This window comes from Burkholderia sp. Ac-20345 (genome assembly GCF_017104825.1).
Lineage (GTDB): Bacteria > Pseudomonadota > Gammaproteobacteria > Burkholderiales > Burkholderiaceae > Burkholderia > Burkholderia lata_B.
Map to the genome: position 1 here is coordinate 1 of NZ_JAAGPO010000026.1, position 16,585 is coordinate 16,585.

General features: G+C 68.1%; 14 protein-coding genes. 9 read left to right on the forward strand and 5 right to left on the reverse strand.

The window, feature by feature from the left end; translation table 11 throughout:
- Positions 1–175: 175 nt before the first annotated feature.
- From G3O06_RS12415 to ugpC, 3 genes are all read right to left on the reverse strand, one after another.
- Positions 176–1,435, reverse strand: coding sequence for an extracellular solute-binding protein (locus tag G3O06_RS12415; protein ID WP_174972802.1), 1,260 nt, complete (start codon positions 1,433–1,435; stop codon positions 176–178).
- Between the two features lie 63 nt (positions 1,436–1,498).
- Entirely contained in the window at positions 1,499–3,484 is a 1,986-nt protein-coding gene (locus tag G3O06_RS12420; RefSeq protein ID WP_205816192.1) for a beta-galactosidase, read from the reverse strand.
- Between the two features lie 9 nt (positions 3,485–3,493).
- The gene (gene ugpC / locus G3O06_RS12425; RefSeq protein ID WP_205816193.1) at positions 3,494–4,642 is read right to left on the reverse strand and encodes a sn-glycerol-3-phosphate ABC transporter ATP-binding protein UgpC; all 1,149 of its coding nucleotides are present in this window, start codon (positions 4,640–4,642) and stop codon (positions 3,494–3,496) included.
- A 189-nt stretch (positions 4,643–4,831) separates the two neighbouring features.
- On the opposite strand from ugpC, the gene G3O06_RS12430 reads away from it, so the two are divergent.
- Positions 4,832–5,872, forward strand: a complete 1,041-nt coding sequence (locus G3O06_RS12430; protein ID WP_205816194.1) for a LacI family DNA-binding transcriptional regulator — start codon at positions 4,832–4,834, stop codon at positions 5,870–5,872.
- 174 nt (positions 5,873–6,046) lie between these two features.
- Here G3O06_RS12430 and G3O06_RS12435 read toward each other — a convergent pair whose 3' ends face one another.
- Positions 6,047–6,688: a GntR family transcriptional regulator gene (locus G3O06_RS12435; protein WP_205816195.1), complete on the reverse strand. Its 642-nt coding sequence runs from the start codon at positions 6,686–6,688 to the stop codon at positions 6,047–6,049.
- A 131-nt stretch (positions 6,689–6,819) separates the two neighbouring features.
- Between G3O06_RS12435 and G3O06_RS12440 the strand changes: the two genes are divergently transcribed.
- Both G3O06_RS12440 and G3O06_RS12445 read left to right on the forward strand, forming a co-directional pair.
- Positions 6,820–7,296: an OsmC family protein gene (locus G3O06_RS12440; protein ID WP_174984229.1), complete on the forward strand. Its 477-nt coding sequence runs from the start codon at positions 6,820–6,822 to the stop codon at positions 7,294–7,296.
- 29 nt (positions 7,297–7,325) lie between these two features.
- The gene (locus G3O06_RS12445) at positions 7,326–7,970 is read left to right on the forward strand and encodes a glutathione S-transferase family protein (RefSeq protein WP_205816196.1); all 645 of its coding nucleotides are present in this window, start codon (positions 7,326–7,328) and stop codon (positions 7,968–7,970) included.
- A 70-nt stretch (positions 7,971–8,040) separates the two neighbouring features.
- Here the strand turns inward: G3O06_RS12445 and G3O06_RS12450 are convergent, their stop codons facing one another.
- The gene (locus G3O06_RS12450) at positions 8,041–8,991 is read right to left on the reverse strand and encodes a LysR substrate-binding domain-containing protein (RefSeq protein WP_175000118.1); all 951 of its coding nucleotides are present in this window, start codon (positions 8,989–8,991) and stop codon (positions 8,041–8,043) included.
- A gap of 114 nt (positions 8,992–9,105) precedes the next feature.
- Here G3O06_RS12450 and G3O06_RS12455 point away from each other — a divergent pair, with 114 nt between their 5' ends.
- From G3O06_RS12455 to araH, 6 genes are all read left to right on the forward strand, one after another.
- Positions 9,106–10,857: an IlvD/Edd family dehydratase gene (locus G3O06_RS12455; protein WP_205816197.1), complete on the forward strand. Its 1,752-nt coding sequence runs from the start codon at positions 9,106–9,108 to the stop codon at positions 10,855–10,857.
- Positions 10,858–10,962: 105 nt separating this feature from the next.
- Positions 10,963–11,892: a dihydrodipicolinate synthase family protein gene (locus G3O06_RS12460; RefSeq protein ID WP_205816198.1), complete on the forward strand. Its 930-nt coding sequence runs from the start codon at positions 10,963–10,965 to the stop codon at positions 11,890–11,892.
- Positions 11,893–11,928: 36 nt separating this feature from the next.
- Positions 11,929–12,858 carry a Gfo/Idh/MocA family oxidoreductase gene (locus tag G3O06_RS12465; protein ID WP_174984241.1) on the forward strand — a complete coding sequence of 310 codons (930 nt, stop codon included), beginning with the start codon at positions 11,929–11,931 and terminating at the stop codon, positions 12,856–12,858.
- Positions 12,859–12,932: 74 nt separating this feature from the next.
- On the forward strand, positions 12,933–13,946 hold the full coding sequence (locus tag G3O06_RS12470; RefSeq protein WP_205816199.1) for an arabinose ABC transporter substrate-binding protein: 1,014 nt from the start codon (positions 12,933–12,935) through the stop codon (positions 13,944–13,946).
- Between the two features lie 20 nt (positions 13,947–13,966).
- Positions 13,967–15,529, forward strand: a complete 1,563-nt coding sequence (gene araG, locus G3O06_RS12475) for an L-arabinose ABC transporter ATP-binding protein AraG (protein WP_205816200.1) — start codon at positions 13,967–13,969, stop codon at positions 15,527–15,529.
- A 33-nt stretch (positions 15,530–15,562) separates the two neighbouring features.
- The gene (gene araH, locus G3O06_RS12480; RefSeq protein WP_205816201.1) at positions 15,563–16,582 is read left to right on the forward strand and encodes an L-arabinose ABC transporter permease AraH; all 1,020 of its coding nucleotides are present in this window, start codon (positions 15,563–15,565) and stop codon (positions 16,580–16,582) included.
- The last annotated feature ends 3 nt before the right edge of the window (positions 16,583–16,585 follow it).

The window sequence follows — 16,585 nt, forward strand, 5'->3', positions numbered from 1 at the left end:
GGTGGCAGGCGGCGCGTTGGGTGGTTCGGCCGGTGCTGTCAGCGGGGCGGGCGGGGCGTTGAGTGCTGATTTGTACAATCGGCAGTTGCATCAGAGCGAACGGGATTGGGCGAAGTCGAAGGCCAAGCCTCCTGAACGGGCGCGGCGGCGCGGGGCCGCCGGTTGGGTCACGCGGTCACTTCTTGTAGATCCGCTTGCGGGTCTGTTCGAGTTGCGCGAGCACCGTATCGAGCTGCGCGGGATTCGCGAGGAACTGCTGCATGCCCTTCATCCCCTCGTCGGCCATTTCCTTCGTCATGTCGCGATCGTAGAACTGCGCGACGCCGCCCTTCGTGTCGGCGAGGATCCGGAACCCGATGCGCGAGATCGGATCGGCCGGCTCGGGCGACTTGCTGTTGGCCGATAGCGAGCCGAGCCCTTCCGCGAGCTTCGCGCCCATCTCGGGCGTTTCGACGAACGCGAGGAACGTGTGCGCGTCGGCCTTGTTCTTCGCCTTCGTCGGGATATGCAGCGATTCGACCGGGCCGTCCTCGGCGGTCGGCACCTTCGGGTCGATGATCGGGAAGCGGTAGTAGCCCATTTCCTGCTTCACGTTCGGCGGAAAGCCCGCCGCGATGAAGGTGCCCATCAGCATCATCGCGGCCTTGCCCTGGAACAGGAACGGCTGCGCGCCGTCGAGATCATAGGACAGCGCGTTGTCGATGAAGTAGCCCGCGTCGATCAGCGATTTCCACGTCGTGTAGACCTTCTTCACGCGCGGGTCGGTGTACGGCACGTCGCCGGCCATCAGTTGCTGGTGGAACGCGTTGCCGTTCAGGCGCAGGTCGAGATAGTCGAACCAGCCGGCGAGCGTCCACGCGTCGCGGCCGCCGATCGCGATCGGCGTGATGCCGGCCGCTTTCAGCTTCTTGCACGCGTCGAGAAACTGGTCCCAGGTCTTCGGCTCGTCGGCGATGCCGACCTTGTGGAACAGGTCCTTGCGGTAGAACAGCCCCCACGAGTAGTAGACGGTCGGCGCCGCATACTGCTTGCCGTTGTACGACGATGCATCGCGTGTCGACGCGTACATTGCCCCCCAGCCGTTCTTCGTCCAGTCGCCGCTCAGGTCCTCGAACAGCCCGCGCTTCGCGTAGTACGCCATCCGCTCGCCCGCGTGCCAGTTCACGACATCCGGCGCGACGGTCGTGAGCCATGCGGGAAGCTGTACCTTGTACGCTTCCTCGTCGACGAAAGTCGCCTTCACGTCGATGTCGGGATGCGCCTTGCGGAACGCGTCGAGCGTCGACTGCCAGACCGCGCGCTGGCTGGCGCCCTTGAACGCGATGTTGATCGTCAGCGTGCCGGCATCGGCGGGCGCCGTCATGCCGAGCGATGCCAGTGCGACAGCGGCGGCCGTGGCGAGCCGGGCGGCGGCGCGAAGGGGGCGATGTGTCATACGTGTCTCCAGTCCTGGGTGTCGTTGTGCGTGACCGGCGCGTCGTGGCGCCGGTGGCGGGTGCTACGAACGGCTTCGATACACGGCCACGTCTTGCGGCCCGACTTGCGCCGTGCCGAGCACGAACGCGGACGGCGGCACCGCGTCGATCGTGTGCGGCGCGTCGCCATAGTTGAAAACGTAGGTCAGGCCGCCGCGCCGGCTCACCCGCACGCCGTCGCCGAGCGACGTCGGCGCGAGGCCGGCTTCGGTGGCGACATCGGCGAACAGCCGGGCGGTGGTCGCGTCGTCGAACAGCGCGGCCCAGTAGTGCAGCGTGCCGTGCGACACGCAGGCCGGGTGTCCGTCGGCGAAGCGCGCACGCACGACGCTGCGCGTGTCGTCGTGCAGCTCGACGAAGTCGCGCCAGTGGCGCGCATTGCCCGAGAGCGGCGCGCCGTCGCGCAGCGTGCCGTCGATTCGCTCGGTCACGTTCGGCCGCAGCGATTCGACGCGCCACACGCGTACCGGCAGGATCGACGCGAGCGGGCCGGGCGGCAGCGTCGGCGGGATCTGCAGGTCGACGGTCTTCGAGCCGGTGCGCGGCCCGAACACCGCATGCGCGCCCGAGGCCGCGAGCCGTGCGGCGAAATCGTCCGGGACGACCGGCAGCGGCGGCACGACGACGACGCGGTAGCCGTCGAGCGGCGCATGCGCGGAAACGATGTCGACGTCGAGGCCGAGCGAGCGCAGCGCCGAGTAGTACTCGAACGCGAAGCGCGGGTAATGGAAATCGGCGCCCTGCGGCTGCACTTCGAACAGCCACTTCGCGTCGTAATCGAAGACCAGTGCGACGGGGGCGCGCACGGCGCCGTTCGCATCCGCGCCGGCGTCGTGCACAGTTGCGATCTCGCGCGCGACGCGCTGCGCCTCGCGGCCGCCTTCGTCGAGCTTGTCATCGGGCGTGTGCAGGCCCGCATGCATCTGCTCCTGCGCGAACGGTGCCTGCCGCCAGCGGAAGTACGACACGCAGCCGGCGCCGTGCGCGAACGCTTCCCAGCTCCACAGGCGCACCATGCCCGGCAGCGGCGCGGGGTTCCACTGCGCCCAGTTCACGGGCCCCGGCTGCTGCTCCATCACCCAGAACGGCAGCTTCGACATGCCGCGATAGAGGTCGTGATTGAACGACGCGAAATCGGGATGGCCGGTGCGCAGCCAGTGCGCCTTGACGTCGGGCGCGAACCATTGCTCCTCGAGCGCGCCGAGCGGATAGCTGTCCCAGGTCGCGATGTCGAGGTCGCGCGCCACATCGTAATGGTCGAACTCGGTGAACAGCTGCATGAAGTTGTGCGCGACGGACCGGCCCGGCGAATGCGCGCGGATCACGTCGACCTGCATCCGGTGATAGCGCGCGACTTCGTCCGACGCGAAGCGCCGGTAGTCGAGGCGATGCGACGGGTGGGCCTCGGTCACGGTGCCGACGGGCGCGTCGACTTCGTCGAAATGGCGATACTCCATGCTCCAGAACACGGTGCCCCATGCGCGGTTCAGCGCGTCGATCGTGCCGTAGCGCGTCTTCAGCCACGCACGGAAGCGCACGAGCGCGGCCGGCGAGTAGCTGACGACGGTCTGGTGGCAGCCCAGCTCGTTGTCGGTCTGCCAGTAGCGCACGGCCGGGTGGCGGCCGTAGCGTTCGGCGACCGCCGTGCAGATCTGGCGCGACGCTTCGAGATAGGTCGGCGACGAGAAGTCGTAGTGGCGGCGCGAGCCGAACGCGCGCGGCCGGCCGTCCGCGCCGATCGCGAGGATGTCGGGGTGGCGATCGACCAGCCATTTCGGCGGCGTCGCGGTCGGCGTGCACATCACGATCTCGAGGCCGGCTGCGCCGAGCACGTCGACTGCGCGATCGAGCCAGCCCCAGTCGTATTCGCCCGGCGACGGCTCGATGCGGCTCCACGCGAATTCGGCGATCCGCACCTGCTCGATGCCGAGCGCTTTCATCCGGCGGGCATCGTCGGCCCACATCGTTTCCGGCCAGTGTTCCGGGTAGTAACAGACTCCGAGGCGCATGCCCGATCCTTATGCGTAGTGGTGAACGTGGACGTCGGCGCACGCGGGCACCGCGCGGCCGTCTTCGGTGAAGAGATGGCAGGCCGCGGCCGGCGCATGTACGAGCACGCGTTCGCCGCTGCGAACCTGCGCGTCGCCGGGCATCTTCGCGATGAGCGCGTTGCCGCCGGGCTGGTCGAGATGCACGTAGGTCTGTTCGCCGAGGCGTTCGACGAGCGCGACGTCGCGTGCGAGTGCTGTCGCTTCGTGCGCGGCGCCGAGCGTCAGGTGTTCGGGGCGAATGCCGAGCGTCACGGTGGTGCCCGCACCGAGCGTCGAGCCGTCGCGCGGCAGTACGAAGGTTTCGCCGGAAGGCGTGAGCGTGACGGTCGTGCGATGCGCATCGCAGGCGGTCACGATGGCCGGCAGGAAGTTCATCCGCGGCGAACCGATGAAGCCCGCGACGAAGCGGCTGGCCGGGTGGTGGTAGAGGTCGAGCGGCGCACCGACCTGCGCGATGCTGCCGTGCTGCGCGGTGTCGGCGCCGGCATGCAGCAGCACGATCTTGTCGGCGAGCGTCATCGCTTCGGTCTGGTCGTGCGTCACGTAGACGACGCTCGCGCGTTCGAACTGCCGGTGCAGCCGCGCGATCTCGATGCGGGTCTGGCCGCGCAACGCGGCGTCGAGATTCGACAGCGGCTCGTCGAACAGAAATACGCCGGGTTCGCGCACGATCGCGCGGCCGATCGCGACGCGCTGGCGCTGCCCGCCCGACAGCGCTTTCGGCTTGCGATCGAGCAGCGTGTCGAGCTGAAGGATGCGTGCGGCGTCGCGCACCTTCCGGTCGATCTCGGCTTTCGGCACGCGCGCGAGCTTCAGCCCGAACGCCATGTTCTCGTAGACCGTCATGTGCGGAAACAGCGCGTAGCTCTGGAACACCATCGCGACGCCGCGCTCGGCGGCCAGCACGTCGTCGACGCGGCGGCCGTCGATCGACAGCTCGCCCGCGCTCAGGTCCTCGAGCCCGGCGATCATCCGCAGCAACGTCGACTTGCCGCATCCGGACGGCCCGAGGAACACGCAGAACTCGTGCGCGCCGATCTCCAGATCGACGTCGCGAATGACCGGCGCGTGATCGCCATAGGCTTTCTGCACGCGCCGCATCGAGATGCTCGCCATTGTCTCCGCTCCATGTTCTAATGCGCTTTCATCATTGATTAAGCGCTTAATCATCGCGATCAAAAAAAGAGGCGATGCGATCGCGGCCGAGTCGCGCCCGTCGGTCGGGCGGCAGGGTGTGCGGCGATAGTGCGCCGCTTCGGTGAGCGAAGCAAATACTGGATAGACGTCTCATATAGTGAGCAGACGATGGCAACCCTGGATGAAGTGGCGCGCCGCGCCGGCGTGACGGCCGCAACCGTGTCGAACGTGCTGCGCGACCGCGGCCGGGTGGGCGAGGCGACGCGTGCGCGGGTGCTGGAAGCCGTGGCGGCGCTCGGGTATCGGCCGCATCTCGCCGCGCGGGCGCTGGCGGAAGGGCGCGCGCCGACGGTCGCACTGATGGTGTCGAGCATCGCGAACCCGTTCTACCCGGAGTTCGCACTGGCGGTAGAGCGTGCGGTGCGCCGCAACGGGCAGTTCCTGATCGTCTGCAATACGAACGAAGATCCGTTGCAGGGGCGTGCGTATCTCGACCAGATCGCCGGCACGATCTCCGAAGGCATTCTCGTGACCAACGCGAACCTGCATCTGCCGGATCTGCTCGACGTGGCGGCGCGCGGCGTGCCGGTCGTGCTGTGCCTGTGGGAGCGGCCAGAGGCGCCGCCCGACGGCTTGCCGTGCGTCGCGATCGATTTCCGCGAAGCGGGGCGGATCGCGACGCGGCACCTGCTCGAGCTGGGCCACGAGCGGATCGGCGTGATCGTCGGCGGGTCGGCGAGCGGTGTGCAGGCGGCGCGCTACGACGGCTTCGTCGACGTGATGCGCGAAGCGGGGCTCGATGCGTCGCTCGTCGCGGCGGAGCCCGATTCGATCGAAGGCGGTGTGCGCGCGGCGGGGCGGTTGCTGGATGCGCATCCGCAGTTGACCGCGCTGGTCGCGACCAACGACCTGCCGGCGATCGGCGCGATGCATGCGGCGGCCGATCGCGGCAGGCGTGTGCCGGATGATCTGTCGATCGTCGGGATCACCGACATTCACCTGGCCAGCGACACGCGGCCCACGCTGACGACCGTTGCGATTCCGACTGCCGAGGCCGCCGGGATCGCGGTCGAGTTGCTCAACACGCTGCGTGAAGCGGGCGGGCAAAGCGACGCGGCGTCGCGCGTGCGTGTCGCGTCGCTGCCGAGGCTGGTAGTGCGTGGTACGACTGGCCGCGCGGCCGACGGGAGCGCGACGCGGTCGACTTGATGCGTGGAGGGGGGCGTACGTTGAGGTCGCCATCGTGATCATTGCGGCCGGGCGTGGACCAGCGCCCGGGATAGCAAACGGCAAGCGGCAAGCGGCAAGCGGCAAACGGCAAACGGCAAACGGCAAACGGCAAACGGCAAACGGCAAACGGCAAACGGCAAACCACCGCCGGCCTCAACCGCCTTCGACGAGCCGCAGCACGATGCGCCTGGCCGATTCGAGATGCGCGACTGTCATCGAACGAGCCGCACGCGCATTGCGTTCGCGGCACGCCTGCAGGATCGCCTCGTGCTCGACCTGGAACGACGGCGTATCCGCGAGCAGCGTGGTCTGCAGGCGCTCGTACCGTTCGACCTGGCTGCGCAGCTCCGCGATCGTCTTCAACTGCCGCGCATTGCCGCAGCACGAATACAGCAGCGCGTGGAATTCGCGGTTCAGTTCGCCCTGCCGGCGCGACACGGCCGCGTCGCCGAGCAGGCGATGGACGAGTTCGGCGCGTGCGAGCGTTTCGTCGTCGAGCCGCTTCACGCTCCGGTAGATCGCGTCGCCTTCGAGCAGCGCGCGCAGGTCGTAGATTTCCCGCACGTCCGATGCACTCAGCATACGCACGACGGCGCCACGATTCCTGAAGATGTCCAGCAAGCCTTCGCGCTCCAGGCGCTGGATCGCCTCGCGCATCGGAATCCGGCTGATGCCGAACCGGTCGGCGAGGTCGCGCTCGACGAGCCGCTCGCCGGCCTGCAGCTCGCCGTTGATGATCATGTCGCGCAACGAGGCGGCGACCGCGTCCGCCGTGGAATCGAGTTTGGCTTCCATGCCTGCATGTTCCGTCAATTTGGAATAATGGTATACCAAATGGGAATCCGGTGCCAAAATGGCGAGCGCAGGCGGGCTTCGCAAAACGACATCCGGCTCGGCCGAAGCAACCCACATCAATGGAGAGCGAGATGGCATCTGGCGAACACAAGTATCGCGTCGCGGTAGAGTGGACGGGCAATCGCGGCACCGGCACGTCGGGGTATCGGGAGTACGGGCGGGATCACGTGATCCGGGCCGGTTCCAAGCCGGATATTCCCGGTTCGTCGGACGCGGCATTTCGTGGTGATGCCGCGCGCTGGAATCCGGAAGACCTGCTGCTGGCGTCTGCATCGGCATGTCACAAGCTCTGGTACCTGCATCTGTGCTCCGAAGCGGGCATTCGCGTGCTCGCCTATGTCGACAACGCGGAAGGCACGATGGTCGATAGCGCTGATGAAGGCCGCTTCACGGAAATCGTGCTGCGCCCGCACGTGACGATCCAGGCCGGCGACGATCGCGAGCGGGCAGCACATCTGCATCATGATGCGCACGCGAAGTGCTATATCGCGAACTCGGTCAACTTCCCGATCCGCTGTGAACCCGTGATCGAGTTCGCCGCCGCGTGATACCGACACCCGCCTGAGTGAAATCGACGATGAAGCTCTTCTACTACCCCAGCAATGCCAGCATGGCGCCGCACATCGTGCTGGAAGAAATCGGCCAGCCGTTCGAACTCGAATTCGTCGACCGCACGCACGACCAGCACAAGTCGCCGGACTACCTCGCGCTCAATCCGAACGGGCTCATCCCGGTGCTGATCGACGGCGACCTGGTGCTGTACGAAGCCGCCGCCATATGCCTGCATCTCGCCGATACGCATCCTGAGCAGCGGCTGGCGCCCGAGCTCGGCACACCGGAGCGCGCGCAGTTCTACAAATGGCTCATGTGGCTCACCAACACGCTTCAGACGACGTTGATCACGTACTTCTATCCGGAGCGCTGGGTCGATGTGGGTAACGCGGCGGGCGGCGCGCAGGTGAAGGCGCGCGCGGAGGCGAAAATCGCGGCGCTGCTGGACCAGCTCGACCGTCAGCTGGAGACGAGCGGCGGCCCGTGGCTGCTCGGCGCGCACTACACGGTGCTCGATCCGTATGCGCTGATGCTGTGCCGCTGGACGCGCGGCTTTGCCGAGCCGGCGCGGCAGCGTCCGGTACTCGGCGGCTATCTGCAGCGAGTGCTCGCGCGCCCGGCAATTCAGCGGGCGTTGCAGACCGAAGGGCTCGCGCAGCCCTGGGTGTAACGCGCGACCCGGGCCGCCTGCGTGTCAGCCGGCGCGCAGGTGCGCCGGGAACGCCGACGAAGCCGCGTCGTCACAGCGCGACGCCATATACCTCCCGCGCAGCCGCGCGAATCGCGTCGGCCATCATCGCGACGGCCGGCGAATGCAGCCGGTCGGTGCGCGTGATGATCCCGAAATCGTCCATCCGGCAATCCATCTCCAGCGGCAGCACCGTGACGATCCCGTGCCGCGCGTAGTAGCGCGCGACGTCCTCGGCCAGCACCGCGATCATGTCGCTCTGTTCGAGCAGCTGCGTGATGAACAGCAGCGCGGACGTCTCGACGAGGTTCGCCGGCGGCGCGAGGCTCGCGCGCTGGAACACGAGTTCGAAGCGGTGGCGCAGCACGCTGCCGGCCGGCGGCACGACCCATGCGGCGCGCTGCACGTCCGCGAGCGACAGCGGCGCCTGCGCGAGCAGCGGATGGCCCGTCCGCACGACGGCAGCCACCGGCTCGCCGGTCAGCGGTTCGTAGCGCAGCCGCAGCTTGTCGTGTTCGGCGGAGAGCCGGCCGAGCACGATGTCGATCTTCTCCTGCGCGAGATGTTCGAGCAGCACGTTGCTGGTGTCGATCTCGACCGAGACGTGCAGGCCCGCATGCGTGCCCTTCACGGCGGCGACGGCCGGCGGCACGAGCCGCAGGCCCGGCGACGTGATCGCCCCCACCGCCACGTGCCCGAGATGGCCGGCCTTCAGCGCGGCCAGCTCCTCGTGCGCCTGGTCGAGGCTGCCGAGCGCCGCGCGCGCGTGGCGGATCAGCGCATCGCCGTACAGCGTCGGCCGCATCCCGCGCGGCAGGCGTTCGAACAGCACCGCGCCGATCGATTCCTCGAGTTCGCGCAGCAGCTTCGATGCGGCTGGCTGCGTCATGTTCAGCGCGGCCGCCGCGCGGTGAATGCTGCCTTCGTCGGCGAGCGCGACGACCAGCAGAAGCTGGCGCGTCTTCAGGCGGCCACGGTTTCCCCACGGGCTGGCTTCGGGCATCGTACGGGTTTATATCGATATCGGAATTGATATCGTAATCGCCAAAAACGTCATTAGCCAGTTATCAAAATTCTGCCTAGACTGCGCCGGTATCCCGTCACCACAGGACTGACGATGTCGGCAACGAAACCCAGGCTGCGCTCCACCCAATGGTTCGGCACGAACGACAAGAACGGCTTCATGTACCGGAGCTGGATGAAGAACCAGGGCATCCCCGATCATGAGTTCGACGGCCGGCCGATCATCGGCATCTGCAATACGTGGTCCGAACTGACGCCGTGCAACGCGCACTTCCGCAAGCTCGCCGAGCACGTGAAGCGCGGGATCTCCGAGGCGGGCGGCTTCCCGGTCGAGTTCCCGGTGTTCTCGAACGGTGAATCGAACCTGCGCCCGTCGGCGATGCTCACGCGCAACCTCGCGTCGATGGACGTCGAGGAGGCGATCCGCGGCAACCCGATCGACGCGGTCGTGCTGCTCGCCGGTTGCGACAAGACCACGCCCGCGCTGCTGATGGGCGCGGCGAGCTGCGACGTGCCGGCGATCGTCGTGTCGGGCGGCCCGATGCTGAACGGCAAGCTCGAAGGCAAGAACATCGGCTCGGGCACCGCCGTGTGGCAACTGCACGAAGCGCTGAAGGCCGGTGAGATCGACCTGCATCACTTCCTGTCGGCCGAAGCCGGGATGTCGCGCTCGGCCGGCACCTGCAACACGATGGGCACCGCGTCGACGATGGCGTGCATGGCCGAGGCGCTCGGCGTCGCGCTGCCGCACAACGCGGCGATTCCGGCCGTCGATTCGCGCCGCTACGTGCTCGCGCACATGTCCGGCATCCGCATCGTCGAGATGGCGCTCGAAGGGCTCGTGCTGTCGAAGATCCTCACGCGCGCGGCGTTCGAGAACGCGATCCGTGCGAATGCGGCGATCGGCGGCTCGACGAATGCGGTGATCCACCTGAAGGCGATCGCGGGCCGCATCGGCGTGCCGCTCGAACTGGAGGACTGGATGCGCATCGGGCGCGACACGCCGACGATCGTCGACCTGATGCCGTCGGGGCGCTTCCTGATGGAAGAGTTCTATTACGCGGGCGGGCTGCCGGCGGTGCTGCGCCGGCTCGGCGAAGGCGGGCTGCTGCCGAACCCGGACGCGCTGACGGTGAACGGCAAGTCGCTGTGGGACAACGTGCGCGAAGCGCCGAACTACGACGACGAGGTGATCCGCCCGCTCGACCAGCCGCTGATCGCGGACGGCGGCATCCGCATCCTGCGCGGCAATCTCGCGCCGCGCGGCGCGGTGCTGAAGCCGTCGGCGGCGAGCCCCGAGCTGCTCAAGCATCGCGGCCGCGCGGTCGTGTTCGAGAACCTCGAGCACTACAAGGCGACGATCAACGACGAGGCGCTCGACGTCGATGCAAGCTCGGTGATGGTGCTGAAGAACTGCGGGCCGCGCGGATATCCGGGGATGGCCGAGGTCGGCAACATGGGGCTGCCGCCGAAGCTGCTGCGCCAGGGCGTGAAGGACATGGTGCGGATTTCCGACGCGCGGATGAGCGGCACCGCATACGGCACGGTCGTGCTGCACGTCGCGCCGGAGGCTGCCGCCGGCGGGCCGCTCGCGGCCGTGCGCAACGGCGACTGGATCGAGCTCGACTGCGAGGCCGGCACGCTGCACCTCGACATTACGGATGACGAACTGCAGCGCCGCCTGTCGGACGTCGATCCGACCGCGGCACCGGGCGTGGCGGGCCAGCTCGGCAAGGGTGGCTACGCACGGCTGTACATCGATCACGTGCTGCAGGCCGACGAGGGGTGCGACCTCGACTTCCTGGTCGGCACACGCGGTGCGGACGTGCCGAGCCATTCGCATTGAGCGGCTGCGCGGCAGCCGGGTTTGGGCTTTTTCCGGGCCCGCGCAACGTGAAACCGTAAACGCATGACGGCCGATCGTCACCGAGGCCGAAGCAGGACGCGAACCATGACATCGAGCAGCACGCCGCGCTATCGCGGCATTTTCCCCGTCGTCCCGACGACGTTTGCCGACACCGGCGAACTCGACCTCGCGAGCCAGAAGCGCGCGGTCGATTTCATGATCGACGCGGGCTCCGACGGGCTGTGCATCCTCGCGAACTTCTCCGAGCAGTTCGCGATTACCGACGACGAACGCGACGTGCTCACGCGCACGATCCTCGAACACGTCGCTGGCCGCGTGCCGGTGATCGTCACGACGTCGCACTACAGCACGCAGGTGTGCGCGGCGCGCAGCCTGCGTGCGCAGCAGCTCGGCGCGGCGATGGTGATGGCGATGCCGCCGTATCACGGCGCGACGTTCCGCGTGCCGGAAGCGCAGATCTTCGAGTTCTATGCGCGCGTGTCGGATGCGATCGCGATCCCGATCATGGTTCAGGACGCGCCCGCGAGCGGCACCGCGCTGTCGGCCCCGTTCCTCGCGCGGATGGCGCGCGAGATCGAGCAGGTCGCGTACTTCAAGATCGAGACGCCGGGCGCCGCGAACAAGCTGCGCGAGCTGATCCGGCTCGGCGGCGATGCAATCGAAGGGCCGTGGGATGGCGAGGAGGCGATCACGCTGCTCGCCGATCTCCACGCGGGCGCGACCGGCGCGATGACGGGCGGCGGGTTTCCGGACGGGATCCGGCCGATCCTCGAAGCGTGGCGCGACGGCAGGCATGACGACGCCTACGCGCGCTATCAGGCATGGCTGCCGCTGATCAATCACGAGAACCGCCAGTCCGGGATCCTCACCGCGAAGGCGCTGATGCGCGAAGGCGGCGTGATCGCGTGCGAGCGGCCGCGGCATCCGATGCCGGAACTGCATCCGGACACGCGCGCGGAACTGCTCGCGATCGCGCGCCGGCTCGATCCGCTCGTGCTGCGCTGGGCGCACTGAACGACCACCGAACGATTCGCGAAGGAGGCATGCACGATGAGTGATCAGGTTTCGCTGGGTGTCGTCGGCGTCGGCAAGATCGCGCGCGACCAGCATCTGCCGGCGATCGACGCCGAACCGGGCTTCAGGTTGACCGCGTGCGCGAGCCGCCACGCGGAAGTCGCCGGCGTGCGCAACTATCGCGATCTGCGCGCGCTGCTGGCCGCCGAACGCGAGCTCGACGCCGTGTCGCTGTGCGCGCCGCCACAGGTGCGCTACGCGCAGGCGCGCGCCGCGCTCGAAGCGGGCAAGCATGTGATGCTCGAAAAACCGCCGGGCGCGACGCTCGGCGAAGTGGCCGTGCTGGAGGCGCTCGCGCGCGAGCGCGGCCTCACGCTGTTCGCGACCTGGCATTCGCGCTGCGCGAGTGCGGTGGAGCCCGCCCGTGCATGGCTCGCGACACGCGCGATCCGCGCGGTGCAGGTGCGCTGGAAAGAAGACGTGCGGCGCTGGCATCCCGGGCAGCAGTGGATCTGGGAGCCGGGCGGCCTCGGCGTGTTCGATCCGGGCATCAACGCGCTGTCGATCGTCACGCGGATCCTGCCGCGCGAGCTGGTGCTGCGCGAGGCGACGCTCATCGTGCCGAGCGACGTGCAGACGCCGATCGCGGCCGAACTCGATTGCGTGGATACCGACGGCGTGCCGGTGCGCGCGGAATTCGACTGGCGGCACGGCCCGGTCGAGCAATGGGAGATCGCGGTCGACACGGCCGACGGCGTGCTCGCGATTAGCCGCGGCGGCGCGCAGTTGTCGATTGCGGGTGAGCCGGTCGAGATCGGGCCCGAACGCGAGTATCCGGCGCTGTACGCGCACTTCCATGCGCTGATCGCGCGTGGAGAAAGCGACGTCGACGTACGGCCGCTGCGGCTCGTCGCCGATGCATTCCTGTTCGGCCGACGCGTACAGACCGAAGCGTTCGGCCGCTGACCACGCGGGCGCGCTGCGGCGCGATCACGCACGACGAATCATTACGGCATGAGCCGACACAAAGGAGACACCGCATGAACCGCACGACCCACACGATTCGCCGCCATACGTTGCGTGCGCTCTTGGCTGCGCTTTGCATCGCACCGCTCGGCATGCAGGGCGCCGCGCGCGCCGACGCGCCGCTGAAGATCGGCTTCCTGGTGAAGATGCCCGAGCAGGCCTGGTTCATCAACGAGCAGAACGCGGCGTCCGCGCTCGGGCAGAAGCAGAATTTCTCGGTCGTGAAGATCGGCACGCCCGACGGCGAGAAGGTGCTCGCCGCGATCGACAACCTCGGCTCGCAGGGCGCGCAGGGCTTCGTGATCTGCGCGCCGGACGTGCGCCTCGGCCCGGCGATCGCCGCGCGTGCGAAGCGCTACAACATGAAGTTCGTGACGGTCGACGACCAGCTCGTCGATTCGACCGGCAAGCCGCTGTCGAACGTGCCGCACCTCGGAATGTCGGCGACCAAGATCGGCAACCAGGTCGGCCAGGCCATTTCCGACGAGATGAAGCGGCGCGGCTGGAAACCCGAGGAAGTCGGCGCGCTGCGGATCACGAACAACGAGCTGCCGACCGCGAAGCTGCGCACCGACGGCGCGACGCAGGCGCTGCTCGCGAACGGCTTCCGCAAGGAGAACATCTTCGACGCGCCGCAGAAGACGACCGACGACGAAGGCGGCTTCAGCGCGGCCGCACCCGTGCTCGCGCGCCATCCGAACGTGAAGAAATGGGTGGTCTACGCGCTGAACGAGGAAACGGTGCTCGGTGCGGTGCGAGCGACCGAGCAGCTGCACATCCCGGCGGCCGACGTGATCGGCGTCGGCATCAACGGTGCGGGCGAGGCGTTCGCCGAGTTCCAGAAGAAGGAGCCGACCGGCTTCTTCGGGACGATCGCGGTCAGCTCGACGAACCACGGCAAGGACAGCACCCAGAATCTCGTCGAGTGGATTCGCGACGGCAAGACGCCGCCGGCCGACACGCAGACGAGCGGCAAGCTGATGACGCGCACGAACTGGCAGGCCGTGCGCGCAGAGCTCGGCATCTGAGCGCACGAGGCGAGAACGCGATGACGACGCAGACGATGACGGCCGTATCCGGCAACGACGGCGACACCGGCGGCGACGCCGGCGCGTCGCGGCCGGGCGGCCCGCTGCTCGCGCTCGACGGCATCACGGTGACGTTCCCGGGCGTGCGCGCGCTCGATGCCGTGTCGCTGTCGGTGCGCGCGGGCGAAGTGCACGGGCTGATGGGCGAGAACGGCGCGGGGAAGTCGACGCTGCTGAAGGTGCTGTCCGGCGTGAACCAGCCACAGGCCGGCACGTTGACGCTGAACGGCACGGTGCAGCGCTTCGCGTCGACGCGCGCGGCGCTGGAGGCTGGCATCGCGATCATCTACCAGGAGCTGCATCTGGTGCCCGAGCTGACGGTCGCCGAGAACCTGATGCTCGGGCAACTGCCGAGCCGGCTCGGTGTGGTCGACGAACGCACGCTCGCCGCGCGCGCACTCGATGCGCTGGAGCGGCTCGGCGAGCACATCGATCCGGGGATTCCGGTGAAGTATCTGTCGATCGGCCAGCGCCAGATGATCGAGATCGGCAAGGCGTTGATGCGCGACGCGCGCGTGATCGCGTTCGACGAGCCGACGAGTTCGCTGTCCGCGCGCGAGACCACCCAGCTGTTCCGGATCATCCGTGCGCTGCGTGCGGAAGGCCGCGCGATCATCTACGTCACGCACCGGATGGAAGAGGTGTATGAACTGTGCGACCGCGTGACGGTGTTCCGAGATGGCCGCCGCATCGACACGTTCGATTCCGTCACCGATCTCGACCGCGACCGGTTGATCGGCTGCATGGTCGGCCGCTCGATCGAGGACGTGTACGGCTATCGGCCGCGCCCGGCCGGTGACGTGCTGATCGAGGCGAAGGGGCTCGCGGGGCCCGGGTTGTCCGAGCCCGTGTCGTTCACCGCGCGGCGCGGCGAGATCGTCGGCTTCTTCGGGCTCGTCGGCGCCGGCCGCTCGGAGCTGATGAAGCTGCTGTACGGCGCCGCGTGCCCCAGCGCGGGGCACGTCGAGCTGAACGGGAAGCGGGTCGCATTCGGAAGCCCGCGCGACGCGGTGCGCGCCGGCCTCGCGCTGTGCCCGGAAGACCGCAAGCAGGAAGGCATCGTCGCGATCGCGTCGGTGGCCGACAACCTGAACATCAGCGCGCGCCGGCATTTCAGCCCGGCGCGGATGCTGCTCGACGCGCGGCGCGAACGCGAGCTTGCGCAACGCTACATCGAACGGCTCGCGATCAAGACCCGCGACGGCGACACGCCGATCGGCGCGCTGTCCGGCGGCAACCAGCAGAAGGTCGTGCTCGCGCGCTGGCTGGCCGAGCGCATCGACGTGTTCCTGATGGACGAACCGACACGCGGCATCGACGTCGGCGCACGCGCGGAAATCTACAACCTGTTCTACGAACTCGCGGAAGCGGGCCGCACGGTGATCCTCGTGTCGAGCGACCTGGCCGAGGTGATCGGCGTGTCGGACCGGATCGTCGTGATGAAGGAAGGACGGATCGCGGGCGAGGTCGCGAAGGCGCAGGCGACGCCCGATGCGCTGATCAAGCTCGCGCTGCCGCGCTAGCGCCCCGCAACGATCAACCGGAATGCAAATGACATGAGCCAGGCAATGCAACCCCAACGCACGTCCCCGTCCCCCGATGCCGCCGCCGCGCCCGCGCGAGCGCGCGGCGGCGTGTGGCAGCTGATCAACCGCTCCGGCATCGTGATGGTGTTTCTCGTGCTGTTCGCGACGCTGTCGCTGACCGTGCCGGACTTCCTCACGTCGCGCAACATCCAGGGCCTGCTGCTGTCGGTCACGCTGATCGGCTCGATCGCGGTGACGATGATGTTCGTGCTCGCGCTCGGCGAGGTCGACCTGTCGGTCGCGTCGATCGTCGCGTTCTCGGGCGTCGTCGCGTCGACGCTGATCACCGCGACGCACAGCGTCGTGCTCGGCATCGCGGGCGGCGTGCTTGCGGGCGGTGCGGTCGGGCTCGTCAATGGCGTGCTGATCGCGCGCTGGCGGATCAACTCGCTGATCGTCACGCTCGCGATGATGGAAGTCGTGCGCGGGCTCGCGTTCATCACGTCGAACGGCGACGCGGTGATGATCTCCGAGGAGCGCTTCTTCGATCTCGGCGGCGGGTCGTTCCTCGGCATCTCGTATCCGATCTGGAGCAACATCGTCGGCTTCGTCGTGTTCGGCTTCCTGCTGCGCAAGACGGTGTTCGGCAAGAACGTGCTCGCAGTGGGCGGTAACGGCGAGGCTGCGCTGCTCGCGGGGCTGCCGGTGATGCGCATCAAGATCACCGTGTTCGTGCTGCAGGGGCTCGTGACGGGCTTCGCGGGCGTGATGCTCGCGTCGCGGATGAGCCTCGGCGATCCGAAGACGTCGGTCGGCCTTGAACTCGGCGTGATCTCCGCGTGCGTGCTCGGCGGCGTGTCGCTGACGGGCGGCGTCGCGACGATCTCCGGCGTGCTGGTCGGCGTGCTGATCATGGGCTCGGTGCAGGATGCGATGAGCCTGCTGAACGTGCCGACGTTTTACCAATATCTGATACGCGGCGGAATTCTGTTGCTCGCGGTGCTGTTCGACCAGTATCGTCGCAACCAGCGGCGCGCGATGAAGATCTGACGA